Source organism: Thermopolyspora flexuosa (genome assembly GCF_006716785.1).
GTDB classification, from domain to species: Bacteria; Actinomycetota; Actinomycetes; order Streptosporangiales; family Streptosporangiaceae; genus Thermopolyspora; species Thermopolyspora flexuosa.
On the sequence record NZ_VFPQ01000002.1, the window covers coordinates 88596 to 104144 of the forward strand.

Annotated in this window: 18 protein-coding genes and 1 tRNA gene; 7 read left to right on the forward strand and 12 right to left on the reverse strand. The window is 69.1% G+C overall.

The features are described 5' to 3' along the window. Positions 1 to 176 precede the first annotated feature (176 nt). Complete coding sequence (locus tag FHX40_RS22810; RefSeq protein ID WP_142262032.1) at positions 177 to 422, forward strand: cell division protein CrgA; 246 nt, start codon at positions 177 to 179, stop codon at positions 420 to 422. 63 nt (positions 423 to 485) lie between these two features. Here the strand turns inward: FHX40_RS22810 and FHX40_RS22815 are convergent, their stop codons facing one another. Both FHX40_RS22815 and FHX40_RS22820 read right to left on the reverse strand, forming a co-directional pair. Further along, positions 486 to 1346 (reverse strand): rhomboid family intramembrane serine protease, encoded by an 861-nt coding sequence (locus FHX40_RS22815; RefSeq protein ID WP_142262033.1) that lies wholly within the window; start codon positions 1344 to 1346, stop codon positions 486 to 488. Positions 1347 to 1500: 154 nt separating this feature from the next. Beyond that, positions 1501 to 2037: a peptidylprolyl isomerase gene (locus FHX40_RS22820; RefSeq protein WP_142262034.1), complete on the reverse strand. Its 537-nt coding sequence runs from the start codon at positions 2035 to 2037 to the stop codon at positions 1501 to 1503. A 185-nt stretch (positions 2038 to 2222) separates the two neighbouring features. Between FHX40_RS22820 and FHX40_RS22825 the strand changes: the two genes are divergently transcribed. Next, complete coding sequence (locus FHX40_RS22825) at positions 2223 to 2765, forward strand: hypothetical protein (protein ID WP_142262035.1); 543 nt, start codon at positions 2223 to 2225, stop codon at positions 2763 to 2765. 367 nt (positions 2766 to 3132) lie between these two features. Continuing rightward, positions 3133 to 3558 (forward strand): Rieske (2Fe-2S) protein, encoded by a 426-nt coding sequence (locus FHX40_RS22830; RefSeq protein ID WP_142262036.1) that lies wholly within the window; start codon positions 3133 to 3135, stop codon positions 3556 to 3558. Positions 3559 to 3819: 261 nt separating this feature from the next. On the opposite strand, the gene FHX40_RS22835 is transcribed toward FHX40_RS22830, so the two are convergent. Next, complete coding sequence (locus FHX40_RS22835) at positions 3820 to 5352, reverse strand: AAA family ATPase (protein ID WP_142262037.1); 1533 nt, start codon at positions 5350 to 5352, stop codon at positions 3820 to 3822. Positions 5353 to 5758: 406 nt separating this feature from the next. Between FHX40_RS22835 and FHX40_RS25590 the strand changes: the two genes are divergently transcribed. The 3 genes from FHX40_RS25590 to FHX40_RS22845 all read left to right on the forward strand — a co-directional run bounded on the left by FHX40_RS25590 (position 5759) and on the right by FHX40_RS22845 (position 6826). Further along, complete coding sequence (locus FHX40_RS25590) at positions 5759 to 5878, forward strand: DLW-39 family protein (RefSeq protein ID WP_013130296.1); 120 nt, start codon at positions 5759 to 5761, stop codon at positions 5876 to 5878. A gap of 28 nt (positions 5879 to 5906) precedes the next feature. Beyond that, positions 5907 to 6659, forward strand: a complete 753-nt coding sequence (locus FHX40_RS22840; RefSeq protein WP_142262351.1) for an HAD family hydrolase — start codon at positions 5907 to 5909, stop codon at positions 6657 to 6659. Positions 6660 to 6750: 91 nt separating this feature from the next. Next, positions 6751 to 6826: transfer RNA gene (locus FHX40_RS22845), tRNA-Ala, on the forward strand. A 56-nt stretch (positions 6827 to 6882) separates the two neighbouring features. Here FHX40_RS22845 and FHX40_RS22850 read toward each other — a convergent pair. The 8 genes from FHX40_RS22850 to FHX40_RS22885 all read right to left on the reverse strand — a co-directional run bounded on the left by FHX40_RS22850 (position 6883) and on the right by FHX40_RS22885 (position 13450). Next, positions 6883 to 8052: a tyrosine-type recombinase/integrase gene (locus tag FHX40_RS22850; protein WP_142262038.1), complete on the reverse strand. Its 1170-nt coding sequence runs from the start codon at positions 8050 to 8052 to the stop codon at positions 6883 to 6885. After that, positions 8052 to 8258, reverse strand: coding sequence for a helix-turn-helix domain-containing protein (locus FHX40_RS22855; RefSeq protein ID WP_142262039.1), 207 nt, complete (start codon positions 8256 to 8258; stop codon positions 8052 to 8054). The genes FHX40_RS22850 and FHX40_RS22855 overlap by 1 nt, the downstream gene beginning before the upstream one ends. Further along, a complete protein-coding gene (locus FHX40_RS22860) occupies positions 8255 to 9883 on the reverse strand; it encodes a replication initiator (protein ID WP_142262040.1) in 1629 nt (542 codons plus the stop codon). Before FHX40_RS22860 ends, FHX40_RS22855 begins: the two co-directional genes overlap by 4 nt. Beyond that, positions 9880 to 11304: an FtsK/SpoIIIE domain-containing protein gene (locus FHX40_RS22865; protein WP_142262041.1), complete on the reverse strand. Its 1425-nt coding sequence runs from the start codon at positions 11302 to 11304 to the stop codon at positions 9880 to 9882. The genes FHX40_RS22860 and FHX40_RS22865 overlap by 4 nt, the downstream gene beginning before the upstream one ends. Before the next feature lie 83 nt (positions 11305 to 11387). Continuing rightward, positions 11388 to 11690, reverse strand: coding sequence for a hypothetical protein (locus FHX40_RS22870; protein WP_142262042.1), 303 nt, complete (start codon positions 11688 to 11690; stop codon positions 11388 to 11390). Then, positions 11687 to 12100 (reverse strand): plasmid replication, integration and excision activator, encoded by a 414-nt coding sequence (locus FHX40_RS22875; protein ID WP_142262043.1) that lies wholly within the window; start codon positions 12098 to 12100, stop codon positions 11687 to 11689. The genes FHX40_RS22870 and FHX40_RS22875 overlap by 4 nt, the downstream gene beginning before the upstream one ends. Positions 12101 to 12218: 118 nt before the next feature. Further along, positions 12219 to 12950, reverse strand: a complete 732-nt coding sequence (locus FHX40_RS22880) for a GntR family transcriptional regulator (protein WP_142262044.1) — start codon at positions 12948 to 12950, stop codon at positions 12219 to 12221. 158 nt (positions 12951 to 13108) lie between these two features. Beyond that, positions 13109 to 13450 (reverse strand): hypothetical protein, encoded by a 342-nt coding sequence (locus FHX40_RS22885; protein WP_142262045.1) that lies wholly within the window; start codon positions 13448 to 13450, stop codon positions 13109 to 13111. 365 nt (positions 13451 to 13815) lie between these two features. On the opposite strand from FHX40_RS22885, the gene FHX40_RS22890 reads away from it, so the two are divergent. Continuing rightward, complete coding sequence (locus FHX40_RS22890) at positions 13816 to 15243, forward strand: helix-turn-helix domain-containing protein (RefSeq protein WP_142262352.1); 1428 nt, start codon at positions 13816 to 13818, stop codon at positions 15241 to 15243. Here FHX40_RS22890 and cutA read toward each other — a convergent pair. Next, complete coding sequence (cutA, locus tag FHX40_RS22895; protein WP_142262046.1) at positions 15209 to 15541, reverse strand: divalent-cation tolerance protein CutA; 333 nt, start codon at positions 15539 to 15541, stop codon at positions 15209 to 15211. The two genes, FHX40_RS22890 and cutA, sit on opposite strands and share 35 nt — an antisense overlap. Positions 15542 to 15549: the final 8 nt, after the last annotated feature.

Sequence of the window (15549 nt, forward strand, 5' to 3'; positions counted from 1 at the left end):
GCGAATGCGTTACAGGGTTCCGATGAGTCTTTTCGGCGGATCGTCCCGGGAGACGCCGGAGCCCGGACGGCCCGCCCGCCGGTGGGGCACCGCACCGTCCGGCCGCCGGACATCCCCCCTGCGCGCCCTTGACGACTATCCTTGCTTGACGTCGGCATCTACCCAGGAGCGTTACCGTGCCCAAGTCCAAGAATCGCAAGAAGGCGGTCTACACCCCGCCGCCGAAGGCGAAGGAGGTCAAGGTCAGCCCGCGGTGGCTCGCGCCGCTGATGGTGACCTGCTGGATCCTCGGGGTGGCCTGGATCTCCACGTGGTACGTGTGGACGGACGCGCCGCTGCTGGGCACGCTGCAGGAGTGGAACCTCGCGATCGGGTTCGGCTTCATCATCCTCGGGGTGATTCTGTCCACCCGGTGGCGCTGACGCCGGTTTCGACCGCTCGGTGATGCTGATCCACAGGTTTGTCCACACCCTGTGGATTCACGCCTACACGATGGGGAACGGAAAGTTCGGCCGGATCATGACCAGCACGCCGAGCAGCGCCAGCACGGCGGCGAGCGCCGCCACCTGTACGGGCGTGCGGGCGGACTTCGGCGCGTAGGCGAGCGCCGCGGCGACGACGGCCCCGGTGATGAGGCCGCCCACGTGGGCGGTCCAGCTGATGTTCGTGCCGGGCCAGAACGTGATCACCAGGTTGATCACGATCAGCACGACGATGCCGCGGATGTCGACGTTGAGCCGCCGGCCGATCACGAAGGTCGCGGCGAACAGGCCGAAGATCGCGCCCGACGCCCCGACGCTGAGCACCCGGGGATCGTCGAACCAGTAGCCGAGCACCGACCCGCCGAGCGCGCTCAGCAGGTACAGCGCGAGGAACCGCACGTGGCCGAGCATGCGTTCCAGGCTGGGCCCGAGCACGTACAGCGCCCAGCTGTTGAACAGGATGTGCAGGATGCCCCAGTGCAGGAACGCGCTGGTGATCAGCCGGTGGTACTCGCCGAGCACCGCCACGTAGGCCACGTTCATCCCGAACCGCTCGGCGATCCCGCCCTGGGTGAGCTCCTGGGCGATGAAGAGCAGGACGTTGATGCCGAGGATGGCGAACGTGACATACGGCTTGGCGATCAAGCCGCCGCCGAACACGGTGCGGGCCGCGCGCGTGGCCCGGTTCGCCTCGGCCACGCAGTCCACGCACTGGTGCCCGACGGCGGCCTCCCGCATGCAGTCGGGGCAGATCGGCCGGTCACAGCGCTGGCAGCGGACGTACGTCTCACGCTCGGGATGCCGGTAACACGTGGGTACCGCCTCCTCGCCCTGCGAGGGGGTGGTGGGTGGCTGACTCGTCATCGCCTGCCTGGGTTCCTTGCCGTTCCGACTTCCTTGCTCCCGCCGTCGCCGGCGCGCGGCGCCCGACACGGTTATCCACAGCCTGCCATCGAATCCGCGTGCCCGGGCACGCGGGTCACGTGAGTGTCACTCGGTCCGGCGCTCACCGGGCCGCTCACCAAGGCACGCGGTCGATCGTGACCTGCTCCAGCACGACATCCTCGAGTGGCCGGTCGTTCCAGTCGGTGGCCACCTTGGAGATCTCGTCCACGACCTCGTGGCCCTCCATCACCTCGCCGAAGATCGTGTGGTTGCCGTCGAGGTGCGGGGTCGGCACCACGGTGATGAAGAACTGCGAGCCGTTCGTGCCCATGCCGCCGATCCGGCCCGCGTTCGCCATGGCGAGCAGGTAGGGCCGGTCGAACTTCAGGTCCGGGTGGATCTCGTCGTCGAACCGGTAGCCCGGCCCGCCGGTGCCCTGGCCCAGCGGGTCGCCGCCCTGGATCATGAAGCCGGCGATCACCCGGTGGAAGATCGTGCCGTCGTACAGCCGGTCACGGGTACGCCGGCCGGTCCGCGGGTCGATCCACTCGCGGGTGCCCTCGGCGAGCTCCACGAAGTTCCGCACGGTGACGGGCGCCTGCTCCGGGAACAGGCGAATCCGGATGGTGCCGCGGTTGGTCCGCAGCGTCGCGATCAACGTCTCAGCCACGAGGGCCGCCCTTCTTCGACACCTCTTTGACGAGGTGGGGATCCGTCACTGACCTGCCTGCCCCACCGGGCCTTTCGGTGTGGACCTGCGCTAGCAGCCTACGCAACATCTCCGCCGCCCCGGTCACGGTTGAGTCCGGATCTGACGGGAACGGAGCGTTCGACCCGAACGGACAGGAGGTTGTCGTGTCCCTCACCATGAAGAAGCGCCGCCTGGAGCTCGTCATCCCGAAGTCGCGGATCGACCAGGTACGGTCGCAGACCGCGCGGGCGGTGGAGAAGGTCGGCCCGCTCGCCGCCCAGGCGCGCGACGTCGCGTCCCGGCGCATCGAGGACGCCCGGGTCTGGGCCGCGCCACGGCTGGAGCGCGCGGCGCACTCGGTCGAGGAGCGGATCGCGCCCCGGGTGAGCGCGATGCTCTCGGACGCCGCCAAGGCCGTCGACCCCGGTAAGACCGCGAAGGCGAAACGCCGCTGGCCGGTACTCACCCTCGTCACCGGGGTGGCGCTCGGCGCGATCGGCTACGTGATGTACCGGAACAACCAGAACTGGGTCGACTCGATGACCGAGGCCGAGGGCGAGGCCGCCGCGCTGGCGGGCGAGCAGGTGGCCGAGACGAGCCGCCGGGCCGCCGCCACCGGTGAGCGGGCCGCCGAGGCGAGCGAACGGCTCGCCGAGAAGGCCGAGCGGCTCGCCGACCCCAAGGGCGGGTCCGGACGCCGGCCCTGATCCGTTCCCGGCGGACCCGCCGAACGGTGGCCGGCGGCGCGCAGGACGGCGCCGGCCACGGCCCGTGTGCCCCGTCGGCGGTTCCCGCCGCCGGTGCACCTCATGTGGGCACCGGGTACGGCGGGCGCCCCGGACCGGCGGCACGGCGAGCCCCACGGCCCGGCACCGTCGTGCAGGGCGTCCCTCCGCGCCTCCCGACGACGCGGACCGAATGTGGGGCGTGGCCGGCGCGTGGGTGCTTCGAATACGACGGCGACATCGGCTACGGTCGGTCCGAGTACTGGGCACTTGGGCCGAACCCCTCGTTCCCGTGAACCGGCCCGGTGATCCTCCCCGAGCCGGTCCACGAACGATCGAGGAGGACGCCATGTCCGAGCGCACCCGCCGTGCCGTCTTCACCGGAACCGCCCTCGCCGGCGCCGCCGCGTTCCTCGCCCAGGTGATCGCCCGGGTACGGCCGGCCGACGCGGCCACGTCCCCCGAGCGTCCCGTGGGGCGCCACGCCCCGGGCCCGGTGATCGCCCGGGTCAGGGACATCCCGGTGGGCGGCGGGAAGGTCATCAGGGGCAGATACGTGGTGACCCGGCCGAGAAAGCGGGTCTTCCGCGTCTTCGACGCCGCGTGCACCCACCAGGGCTGCCCGGTCGCCGACGTACGCGACGGCACGATCATCTGTCCCTGCCACGGCAGCAGGTTCGCGATCACCGACGGCTCCGTGGTGGCGGGCCCGGCGAGACGGCCCCTCGCCAGGATGCGGTTCGAGATCGCGAGGGGGAGGATCCACCTCCGCTGAATCCCTCTCGCCCGGGCCGCCGGCCGCCGTGATGTGCCCGGCGGCGGCCGCCCGCCGTACCTCCGCCGCCGGGCGACGTTCACCTCGAGGACAGACGGCCTGCGGCCGGCGTCGGCGATGGCGTCGGTGCGCGAGACGTCCCGCAGGCCGAGGGCTGCCCTCGTAGGCGGCAACCGCCACGTCAGACTCGGCGACCTCCGGGTGGAGCCGGGCCAGGACGGTGCGGCGGAGCCGTCGCCGCCGCCTCGCGGAGGGGCCGCGTCAGCAGGCGGGCGGATGGAGCCGGGCGGGCTTGCGCCGGTCCCTGGGCCCGGCGGGAACGGCTCCGTCCGTCTCTCCGTCCTCATCGAGGCCCGCCAGGTCGTCCGGGCCGACGGGTTCGAACGGCTCCTCGGCCTCGGCGAGGCGGGCCCGGCCCTCGCGGCCGCCGAGCAGGGCGCGGGTGAGCGCCTGGCCGGCCCCCGACATCGCCTCCAACGCCGCGGTGAAGTGCTCGTCGCGCAGGGTGTGCTCGTTCGCGCGGATGGCGAGCAGGATGACGCGGCGCAGCAGTTCCCTGATGTAGGACGCGGTGACGCCTTCGGTCGCCGCGACCACCGCGGCGAGGTCCGCCTCGATCGGGCGGTTGCGCGCGTACAGGCGGATGAGGCGCTCCCGTGCCCGGGCGTCGGGCAGGGGTATCTCCACCGCCAGGTCGACCCGGCCCGGACGCTGGATGAGGGCCTTTTCCAGCACCTCCGGCCGGTTGGTGGTGAGCACGAAGGTCACGTCGGCGTCCCCGGAGGTGCCGTCCATCGCGTCGAGCAGGGAGAACAGCAGCGGGCTCGTCTCGAAGTGGTCGCGGCTCTCGGCGATCAGGTCGACGTCCTCGATGATCACCATCGACGGCTGCATGGCGCGGGCGAGCGCGACGGCCTGGTCGATCCTCGCCATCGCCGGACCCGTGATGACCACGACGGTGCTCTCGCGCATGCGGCTCATCAGGTACCGGGTGGTGTGCGTCTTCCCGGTGCCCGGCGGGCCGTACAGCAGCAGGCCGCGCCGCAGGTGCTGCCCGGCCTCGCGGAGCAGGTCGGCCGCCTCGCCGATGCCGACGACGTGCTCCTCGATCGCCTCCAGCCGGCCCTCGGGCAGCACGACGTCCTCGGCGCTCAGCTCCGGCCGCGGCAGGAAACTGACGACCCCGTTGTCCTGGTGCTCGCTCATCGAGAAGCTGAGCACCTGCCCGCGGAGCGGATTGTGCTCGCGCCGCAGCCGCTCGATCTCCTCACGTACGGCGGTCGCCGCGGCGTGGTCGGCGGCGAGGACGGCGAGCAGGCACCGCGGCTGGAAGTCCTCCCTGACGAAGACGCCGACGACCACCGGGGTGCCGTCTGGGGCGAAGGTGGGGATCATGCCCAGCTTCACGACCTCGACGGTGTCGTCCGGGCCGATCGGCGCGGTGCCGTAGTCGGGCCGTCCGAGCGTGGCGGCGCCCCAGCTCACCGCCCTGAGCAGCGTGGTGGTGACGCTCTCCCAGCCACCGTCGGCGCCGACGATCCCGAACCAGCGGGCGTCGGGGCTGTGCGCCGCCAGGTAGCGGTCGATGGCGATCTGGAGCCCGGCGTGCTCGAACGCAGGGTACTGCTCCTCGACCGTGACCACATCGGTGAGCGGACACCCGATGTGGCCCGTCACCCTCTGCACCAGGGGCGATGCCGCGTTCTCCGCGTCGATGCGCTGCGAGACCGCCTCGTAGACGCGACGAAGGGCGTGGGCGAGGGCGCGGGCGTCGGCCGGATCGATGTCGGTCATGTTTTCCATCATCATCAACGGCACGAGTCGCGAGCACGCTTTTTCACGCCGACCCGCTGACACGGAGCGCCAGGACGCCTACCGTCGAGTCGTCACCGTCGTGGGGGGACGGCCCGGTCGCCGATTCCCTGCCATGCGGACGGTAGCGACAAGGCGGACAACCAGCCTATTAACTGGTTTACCTGGCCAAATGCGTACGAACGGGGGTCAGTCGGGACCTTGAATGCATGAGACACCGATTGCACGCCGTACCTGAAAGGGATTCCGAATCGGGTAAATTCGGCACGACCGCTCTCGCAGGGCACCGAGTTCCGTGCCGATGGCTTGCTAGGCTGCAAGCAACCATAAGAACCGGGCGTCGTCTCACCCCACCGGGTGGTGAGACCGTCGAGAAGTGGGGTCACACGTGAAGAAGCTGCTCGTTCTCGCATTGGTCGCCCTTGGGGGCCTGCTCATCTGGCGGAAGGTGCAGGCCGACCGCGCCGAGCTCGACCTGTGGACCGAGGCCACCGGTAGCGAGAACTGACCGCTTGGCTACCGACACGGGTGCGTACATGGTCGTCGAGCAACGCGACGGTGACGGCGTAGGCAGCACCCCGCACACCAAGCTCGTCTGTCTCGATCTGGCCGGCACCACGGTAGGCGACTCCGCCATGGTGGAGCGGGCGTTCGCCGAGGCGATCGCCACCCAGGGCATCGTCCCCGGGACCGGTGCGTACGCGCGCGCAATGGTGCACGTGCACCGCTCCCGGGGCCGCCCCGAACTCGACATCTTCCGCGCCATATTCCCCGGCAACGAGGCGCAGGCCCAGGCCGCGAACCTGACCTTCCAGCGCGCCTACGCGGGCGTCATCGAGCGTTCCGGCCTCATCCCTCTCCCGGGCACCGTCGAGGCCCTGGAGAAGCTGCGCGGCGTCGGCATCAAGGTCGCCCTGCTCAGCAGCTTCAACCGCACCACCCTCAGCCGCATCCTCGACGTGCTCGAGTGGACCGACAAACTCGACCTCGCCCTCAGCCCTGAGGACGCCGGCCGCGGCCGCCCCTGGCCGGACATGATCCTCACCGCCGTCCTCCGCCTCGGCATCGACGACGTACGCGAGGTCGCCGTCGCCGGCGACTCCGAAAGCCACATGCTCTCCGGCCGCCGCGCCGGCGCCTCCATCGTCGCCGGCCTCCTCACCGGCAACCACAGCCGCGAACGCCTGCTGGCCGGCGGCGCCACCCACATCATCGACTCGATCGCCGACTTCCCGTCCCTCCTCCTCGACCCCACCCGCACCCCTCCCCAGCCAGGCCCTCCCGGCTAGCACCCATCACCACCGCCACATGTCCTATGCTGTTGGAGGTACGGCCGCACCTCGGCGATCTTGTCGAACGGTCCACCCGAGAGCGGCACACGGGGCTTTAGCTCAGTTGGAAGAGCATCTGCTTTGCAAGCAGAGGGTCAGGGGTTCGAGTCCCCTAAGCTCCACCAGGGAAAACGCCCCGATCCAGATCATGGACCGGGGCGTTCGTGCCATTAACGTGCCATTAGCCTTCTGAGGCGGGCGGGCCGGGCAAGCTCCCGCCGTTCCGCTCCCGACGCTCGGCCTCGATCCGCGCGCTCAGCGCATCGGCGATCATCTGGTCGGCACGCCGCGTCGCGTGCTGGTAGATCAGCGCCGCCCGGTCACTGTCGTGCCCCATCCGCGCCTTGAGATCGGCCAGGCTCGCACCGCTCTGCGCGGCCAGCGTGTTCCCGGTGTGGCGAAGGTCGTGAAAGTGCAGGCCGGTCAGCCCCATTTCCTTCAGCGCCTCCGCCCATTTCGCCTCCCGCCGGAAATTGCCACCGCGGAGGAATCCGCCCCGCGCGCCGAGGAATACGAACGCGTCCGGCACGTCGTCGACGTACGTGGCGAGGTGCTCTTCCAGCGCCGGAATGATGACGGCCGGAATACTGACGATGCGTTTCCCGGCCCGGGACTTGGGCGGACCGAGGATCAGCTTTCCGCTGGTCAGCTCCACAAGCTGGTGGCGAACCCTCACCGTCCGCGCCGCCAGGTCGATGTCGCAACGCTGCAGCGCGGTCACCTCGCCCCAGCGCAGGCTCGCGAAGGTGGCCAGCAGAATCAGCGCCCGGAAACGCCGATCGGCCATACGGTCGGCCAGCTCGAAGACCTGGGCGACGGAGAGAACGGGGCGTTCCGGCGTCTGCTCGTTGTCCGCCCCCTTGATCCGGCAGGGGTTGCGGCTCAATAGTTTGTCCTCTTCCACGGCCGTCATCAGCACGGCCCGCAGCAGCCGGTACGCCTTGGCCGCCGTCGACACCGAAACGCCGCTGTCCAGTAGCTCACTCCGCCAGGTGCGGATCATCTGGGTGGTGAGCTTGCCGACCGCGACCCCGCCGAGGGTGGGCGCGATGTGGCGTTCCAGCAGCCACGTGTACAGATCGATCGTTTTCGGCCGAAGGCCGGGCCGTTCCTTGATCCACCGTCGTGCGTAGTCGCCGAGCCGGACCTTGCCACGGTCTGGGTCGGTCCAGTCACCGGAAATGATCTGAGCCTCGATCAGCGTGAGCGCGCGATCGGCGTCCGTCTTGGTGGCGTACGTGGTCTGGCCGGTCCTCATCCGTCCATCCGGGCCGGGGTAGCGAATCTGGTAGCGGCCCGAGGGCAGTTTGCGGATGTTGCCGAAACGCCGGTGACCCTTCTTATTCGCCATCAGGCAACGCCCCTCGCGACGTTCCCGGCCGTCAGCGGCGGCACCGTACCGGCGGCGACGAAGGCGTCCAAGGCGTGCTCGGTAATGCGCACGTGCCGCCCGACTTTGACGAACTCGATGCGCCGCTCTGCGACCAGACGCCGGATGAACCGCACCGAGGTATTGAGCCGCTCGGCCGCTTCCTGGACGGTGAGAAGTCGCTTCATGCCGCCCTCCCTCGATCGGCTGCCGACGTTGCCGAAAGATCTTGCAAGGTGCGTCCTTCGGCTCTGGCCTGTAGCCGTTGCATGGCCGCGCGCCAGCGCTGGCGCTCGGCGACGGCCCGCAGGAGGCGTACGGCGAGCGGTGGGACGTCCCGCTCGTTGCGGGAGACCGGGCGCCAGGTGTAGCGGTGCGGGTCGGCCGCCTCCTCCTCCGACAGCCCGAGGGCTTCCAGCACCCAGGCCCGCCGGTCTTGCCGGTGCTCGGCGAGGGTCTTGTTCGACCACTTGCGCGACACCAGCACGCGGCGGCCCGCATAGCCCAGGTGCTCGGGCTTGTGCGCCTTGCCCCTGCAGCAGCCGGGGCGCATCCCGGCGCGGGCGTTTTTGGGCTGGATGCCATAGCGCAGCCAGTTGGGGCAGCTCGGCGAGCAGGGTTCGTACCGCAGTGCCTCGACCAGCCTTGCGGCGTGCTCGGCCTGGGCCGCATCGGCCGGGTTGGCGGCGTCGCCGATGGACTTGGTCAGGTACTTGGACAGGTAGCGGATGCACTGGTCGGCATCTTTGGACCCGGCGAGCACGCCTTGGACATCCATCTGCGGGCCGAAGCGGATCACGTGCAGCGGCTTGGCGTCCGGGTCGGCGTCGAGCGCATCCAGGGCCTGGTCCCAGGTGGGCAGCACCTCGCCGGTGTCCGGATCGACATAGCCGGCCTTCTCATCCCAGACCGGCAGGTGGTCGCCGTCGTAGACGACCCGGTCGGCCGCAGGCCACCAGACCTGGTGATAGGTGGCCGCGGCGATCTGCCGGATCTCCGCCCGAGGCAGGGTGCCCCGGACGGCCATGTGCAGGTGCGGGGCAAGCCGCCGCTGCGGCTCAACGGTGGCGAAGTACTGCACGTCGTACCCGGCCACCCGGCGCAGGTTCTGCACGAACCGGTCGATCAGCTTGGAAAAGTGCAGCGCGTCCCGGGCAGCCCGCGCATAGTCGTACTCCTCCGGATCGACCGGGACGCCGTCGCGGACCCGGCCGTAGGAGGGGAGGGTGAGGGTGATGAACATCGACGGCCGGTAGACCTTGCCGTCCGGCGCGGTGAACGTCCGGCCCAGCGTCGTGCTGGCCCGCTTGCGCTTGGGCAGGTCCGGCGCGTCCTGGCGGCGCCGGGTCGAACGGGTGCGCTTCGGCACCGACCGGCCTAGGACGTTGCCGCGCAGGCCCGCGGCGTTGATTTCGGCATCCAGGTCGGTGATCGCGCCGTCGAAATCTTCGGTGGGCTCGCCCGCCGCCTGGGCCGCATCCCGCCAGGCCTGCAGGTCGGCCCGCAGCTCGACCAGGTGCCGCTGATGCTCGCTGGGCTGATTCGGGGTGATGACCGGTTCGGTCTCCAGGTGCCAGCCCTCGCGGCACTGGGCCATGCGAAGCTGCCGGTTGCGCTTCGCGCAGGACGGGCACACGGTCTCCAGGGTCGCCCCGCAGGGGACGTCGATGATCTCGGACTTGCCCGTGTGGGTGTCGATGCGCCGCATCGGCACCGGGCGGATGCACACCCCGTAGTCGATGGCGATGTGCTCGACGACCTCCCGGGCCAGCGGCATCGCCTGCCGTACCGACCGTGGCACCTGCAGGGTCATCGGCCCTCACCCCCACCCGCGGCGTAGGCGACCATGGCGCGGATGTCGGCGTCGGAGACGTAGGCGGCGCGCACCCGGATCGGGTCAGGGCTGGACTCCAGCCGCACATACCCCACGCCGGCCCCGCGCTCGGGGATGGGTGAGATGTGGTCGGCCAGCGCGCCCCGGTCGCGGGCACCCTCGCCGAGCACCATGTCCACCTGTTCTGACTCATCCAGCCGCAGGGCGATCTTGTCGGGGAACAGGTTGCGGATGCTCATGACCTCCTTGCGCGGGTCCTGCAGCGCGGCCAGCACGCCGACGCCGACGGCGCGGCCCTGGGTGGTGAGCGTGGCCAGGGCGGCGATGGTCCGGGCGCGAAGGTGCTTGTCGGACTGGTAGGCGGTCAGGAACGCGACCTCATCGACGATCACCAGGATGAACGGGTCGGCGGCGGTCGGCTCGTGCACGCGGCGGACCCCGGCGTAGCGGTCGGCGCGCTGTTGCATCACCGCCACCGCGGCCTCAAGCAGGTCGGCGCAATCGGCCGGGTCGGCCGCATAGCGGTCGAACAGCTCCCGGCCGTAGGACAGCTCCATGCGCTTGGGATCGAGCGCCCAGATCTGCACCAGGCCTGATCGCATCGCGGGCAGCAGGCCACGGATCACCGACCACAGGTAGGAGCCCTTGCCCGAGCCGGTCGCACCCGCGATCAGCACGTGCGTGCCGTGCACCTTCAGCCGGTAGGGGGTGCCGTCCTCGCAGATGCCGATCTCCACCGGCCCCACCGAGGGGGTCTCGGGGATGGGTATGGCGGGCAGCGGAACCGCCAGCGGGTCCCGGCGCGGGAAGGTCAGGCGGAGCCGACCGGCCCGGGCAACCGACACCCGGCAGCCTGCCGCGCCGAAGCCGTGGGCCAGATGGTCGGCGCGGTCGGTCCAGTCCTTGACCGCTTGGCCGTGCAGCATCCTGACGGTGACGTGGTCGGCCCAGTCGTCGCAGCGGACCTTCAGCAGCGCGGGCAGGTAGTCGCGGCCGCGCAGGTGCCGCCCCAGACCGGAGACGACCATTACCGGCTGCCAGTGCCGCCGGTAGACCCACACCCAGCGCCACCAGGCCAGCAGCCGCCAGCCGACCAACCGCGCGAACGAGGAGCGGTGCAGGGTCGCCCACGCGGTCAGCGCCGAGGTGGTCATGCAGACGGCGGCGACGGTGACATGCCAGCCATACAGCCAGCAGGCCGCGACCGGTGTCGCCGCCACGGCCAGGGCGACCGGGTGCCGCCACACCAGGCGGGCAAGGCCCGCGACGAGCCGGTACAGCCAGATCGCCAGGGTGATGCTGACAGGGGTGTTCATGACGGCCGGGCGGAAGACCACGGCCGTGTCTGGGGTGGTGGAGACGAGGTTGCGGGCCTCGTCGCCAGGCAGTTTCTTGAACATTAAGCTTGGTGTCCTCTCAGCACCGGCGTGTATGAGAGATCCAGGGGCCGCTGGAATGGCAGTTCCAGCGGCCCCGCCTTTTGTCAGGCCGCGCGGTCGGTGACCTGGGCGTGTTCGGCGTGCATGAGCTCGCAGCCAGCCAGGTGCCGCGCCGCAGCGCCGAAGACCTGCCGCACGATGTCGAGGTCCTTGGCGGCGACCGGCCCGCTCCGCGTTGTCGAGACCGTCACATCCGCCTCGTCGGGCTCCAGGGCCAGGTGCGGCCGTCCGGAATCGAGCACCCAGGCACGCGCTCGGATCATGGAGCCGCAGAGCGACATTCGGACACGGGAACGCTCGCCGGGGTCGATCGACATCGAAAGGTACGTGTACGGCTGCTCGGTCACGCCGCGGCCTCCTTGCTGTTCCCTGCCTTGGCATGAGCGCGAGGAGCGCGCATCTCCCGAGCCCGGATGGAGTAGGCGAGCCTTCCGGACCCGTTGACGTACGGAGTCACGGTCAGCCCGTCGAACTCGACCGGCGTGAACGGCACGCCTGCCACCGGGGCTGGTAGCACTGGCTGAGCCGGAGCGAGGATCTTGACGGCTACGGTCTTCTGGGCCGCCTTCAGCGACGGATCGGCGTCCATTACGGCGATCTGCCAGACGAGTTCGCCAGTCTGCTTGTCCCGCGCCTGGACGAAGCGGCCGTTGCTCGACGCCTCGAAATCCTTGACCGGCTCGACCTCACCCACGGCGTAGCAGCCGTACGGGAAGATCTGGTCGAAGCTGATCGGAATGGGTCCCCGAAGAGCCATGGTCACCACCTCTGTTTGTCTAGTCAGCCAACTTGACTGACCAAGTTGCTCTCCATTTAGCACTGAACCCACTTGGCTAGTCAAGTAGCCCAAGTGGGTTCAGGCAGGAAAGTTTGGATTACTTGATCGGGTAGGCATCCTCAAGCTCGTGGCGATCGCCAGGAAGCACCGTCTCCACGACGACCCACGGCTTGCCGGTCGCCTCACGGGCGACGGCGTAGACGGCCAGCAGGGCGGCAGAGGGCTTGACGCCGAGGAGCTTGCACTCCTCCCGAGTGGGGTTGCGGGCGGTCACGTGCTCGACGATGTGGTCCAGCTGGATACCGGCCGCGGCTTCTACGTAGCGCCGCACCCCCTGCTTGAGATCGTCGGTTCCTGTCAGCGGGGTACCTTCGGCCACGTCGGCTGGTACCCAGGTGGAGGAAATCTCAGATGCTTCGTCATCGCGCGTGACGAGGATCTTACGAAGAACGACTGGTGACTTGGGCTCGATGTTGAGGTAGGCCGCGATGCGGTTGGGTGCCGGCACCGGCCCCGCCGATAGCAGCGAGCTTTCGACCTGAGCCTCTTTGCGGTCGAGCAGCTCCCGGCCCATACGAGTCTGCTGCCCGGAGGCGATGGCAGGACGGCCGCGCACGAAACGACCCTTGCCCTGATGGGTGACGATCCATCCCTGATCGCGGAGCACGCCAAGCGCCTTGACCACCGTGGGCCGCGCCATGCCGAACTCCGCCATGAGCTGGTGCTCGCTCGGCAGCGGCGAGCCGGGCGGATACTCACCTGACTCGATGCGCCGTTCAAGCTCGGCGATCAGCTGGGCGTACTTGGGAGGAGTGTATTTGAATGACATCAGGGCTCCGCATACAACATGCTTGTCTAGCCAAGCAGGCTAGCAGCGCAAGCGCGCCATGCGAAGGCCCATGGCCGACAGGAGCCCATTACCCCGTGGGCAGCCGATCACCGCCCTACCGGACCTCAGCCGTCAGCAGGTCGAACCACACCTTCCAGCTATGAGGAACCCTCTGCCAGCCACGGCGGTGGAGGGTACTGCTGGCGCAGTTGCCCATAGCGCTGAGCCACCCGTCGTGCAGCAGTCACAACATCGGAGGCCGGGGCGAAAGCGTAGACCGGCCGCCCGTTGATCGAGATACGACCCGAGCGCCAACGGAACCAGCGGCCGTCGGTCCACACCACCAGGTCGGCCCAGACCGACACCAGCGCCAACCCAAACCCCGCGTGAACCTCGGCGGTCACGCCGTACTTCTCCAGCTCCCGGCGCAGCCGCTCGGCGCACTCAGCGGCGGTGAGGGGCCGGGGACGACGACCTGCCACGAGCCGGTCCGCGTTCACGACGCGACCGCCCTACGGCCTGAGCCCGAGCACTCGAAACACGTGACCGTGGACAGCTGCAGGATCACGCCGTCAAGCCGGTACTCGGCATCCGCCGACGCTCGCCGAACGAGCCGCCATCCCTTCCCCCGGCAGGCCCAGCACCTCTCCGTCTTCGGAACCATGGGGCAAGGGTCGTAATTGCCAGCCGCTTAACCCATCCCGAGCCGATATTCCAAGCGGGCATGCCGATATCCCTTGACGGGTTACCTCCAATCCGGAAGCTTGGAAATGCTCGTGGTCATGCGATGCAAGGGGAAGGACTTATGCCCGCAGACGCGGCGGAACCGGTTTCGATACCGCCCGATCTCTGGGAGCGCCCCGAAATGCTTGACGCTCTACAAAAACGGAATATCGGGCAGGTTTTCCGACTTGTCAGACAATATGCGGGCGTGAGTCAGACTCGCATCGGCATTGCGGTGAATCTCAGCCAGGGCAAGGTCAGCGAGATCATGCGCGGAACCGCCCAGGTCACCGCACTCGAAGTGTTCGAGCGGATAGCCGACGGGCTGCGCATGCCGGACTCGGCCCGACTCGCTCTCGGCCTCGCACCCAGCTCATCCAGCCGTGCCCAGATCATCGGCACCGTCCCATCCCGCCGCGCTATCCCTTCTCGGGATGGGGTCCCAGCGGGACAACTCCTTAGCGTCGAAGGCGTGCTGTTGGGCTCGCGCCGAAGTGACGACCTGTGGGATATCGATCTTCTGACGCTGGCGTGGGTAGTGGGAAGGCTGGATTCTCGGATGGACCGACGTACGATGTTGCTCCTCGCGGTCGGAATGACCGCCGAAACCGCGGCTTCCATGGCGGATCCTTGGGAACGCCTTTCTCGCGCACTGAGAGGGCCGCAGGCGCTCGACGAGGAAACGATTGAACGGCTCGAAGCACGGACCATCGGCTTCCATCGGCTGGAATACGTCCTGCCTGCCCGGGCCATCTACCAGGGCTTGACAACGCACATCAACGAGCTGAGCACCTTGCTTCAGAGCGGGCCGCCGGAGCGCTACCGGCGCCGCCTGGCGGCTACGGCCGGCGAAGCCGCGACGCTGGCATCCTGGATCGCCTGGGACCTCAACCAGCCTGCGCAGGCGGCCTCGTTCGAGCGCGTCGCCGCCCTGGCCGCGAAGGAGAGCGGTCACCACATCATCCAGGCATGCACCTATGCCTACCGTTCGTACGCGGTCGCGGGCCCCGAAGCCGTCGAATACATCCGGCGAGCGCAACAGTTCCTTCCAGCCAAGGGAGACGACGCGACTCGGGCATGGCTGCTGGCCCGCGAAGCCGAAGAACTGGCCGCGCTCGGCGACGGCCATGCCGCCGAGCTGCTGCAGCGAGCCGAGGAAGCCCACACTCGAGCCCGACCCCACCGAGAGCGGGCGTGGACCCGCTTTCTCGACCCCGGACGAATGGCCGCTTTTCAGCTCTCGACCTATGTACGGCTCGGCGATGAGCAGCGCGTGGCAGAGGCCAGCCAAGCCGCCCTCGCGGCTCTCGGTCCGGACGAGGATCAAAAGCGCGTGTCCGTCGTCTACGCCGACATCGCCCAGGCACAGCTTCAGCTCGGCGACGTGACAGAAGGAGTCGCCTACGCCCGCCGTGCCCTCGAAGCCGCCCAGCGCACCGAATCCACCTGGGGCATGCAGCACCTCACGAAGGTGGAGAAGGCCCTTGCGGCCCGGCCCGACAAGGCCGCGCGCGAACTGCTCGGGGACCTTCGTGCTAATCGCCGCGCGCTGGGTCTGTCTCCTGCCTGATCCACTCCAGGTAATCCGGCGTACCTCGCACGATCGGTACTGCCACGACCTGCGGCGCTTCGTAGGAGTGCAGCTCACGTACGCACGCTGCGAGGTCGTCAAAGCGATCAGTGGTCGTCTTCATGAGCAGCAACCATTCCTCTGCCTGGCGTACCTCGCCCTCCCACCAGTAGGTGGAGGAGATTTTGGCGACCACTTGCGCGCACGCGGCCAGGCGCCGGGATACGACCGCACTTGCGATCTGATCGGCCTCCTGCCGATTACTCGTAGTGACGTGAACTTCAACCTCGGTGCTCATAGTTCCCA

Bases quoted from the DNA above. Each gene is read 5' to 3' on its own strand.
- FHX40_RS22880 (WP_142262044.1), bottom strand. From the start codon at position 12,950: ATGTCATTCAAATACACTCCTCCCAAGTACGCCCAGCTGATCGCCGAG.
- FHX40_RS22850 (WP_142262038.1), bottom strand. From the start codon at position 8,052: ATGGCGAATAAGAAGGGTCACCGGCGTTTCGGCAACATCCGCAAACTG.
- FHX40_RS22835 (WP_142262037.1), bottom strand. From the start codon at position 5,352: ATGACCGACATCGATCCGGCCGACGCCCGCGCCCTCGCCCACGCCCTT.
- FHX40_RS22860 (WP_142262040.1), bottom strand. From the start codon at position 9,883: ATGACCCTGCAGGTGCCACGGTCGGTACGGCAGGCGATGCCGCTGGCC.
- FHX40_RS22875 (WP_142262043.1), bottom strand. From the start codon at position 12,100: ATGGCTCTTCGGGGACCCATTCCGATCAGCTTCGACCAGATCTTCCCG.
- FHX40_RS22890 (WP_142262352.1), top strand. From the start codon at position 13,816: ATGCTTGACGCTCTACAAAAACGGAATATCGGGCAGGTTTTCCGACTT.
- FHX40_RS22840 (WP_142262351.1), top strand. From the start codon at position 5,907: ATGGTCGTCGAGCAACGCGACGGTGACGGCGTAGGCAGCACCCCGCAC.
- cutA (WP_142262046.1), bottom strand. From the start codon at position 15,541: ATGAGCACCGAGGTTGAAGTTCACGTCACTACGAGTAATCGGCAGGAG.
- FHX40_RS22830 (WP_142262036.1), top strand. From the start codon at position 3,133: ATGTCCGAGCGCACCCGCCGTGCCGTCTTCACCGGAACCGCCCTCGCC.
- FHX40_RS22815 (WP_142262033.1), bottom strand. From the start codon at position 1,346: ATGACGAGTCAGCCACCCACCACCCCCTCGCAGGGCGAGGAGGCGGTA.
- FHX40_RS22855 (WP_142262039.1), bottom strand. From the start codon at position 8,258: ATGAAGCGACTTCTCACCGTCCAGGAAGCGGCCGAGCGGCTCAATACC.
- FHX40_RS22865 (WP_142262041.1), bottom strand. From the start codon at position 11,304: ATGTTCAAGAAACTGCCTGGCGACGAGGCCCGCAACCTCGTCTCCACC.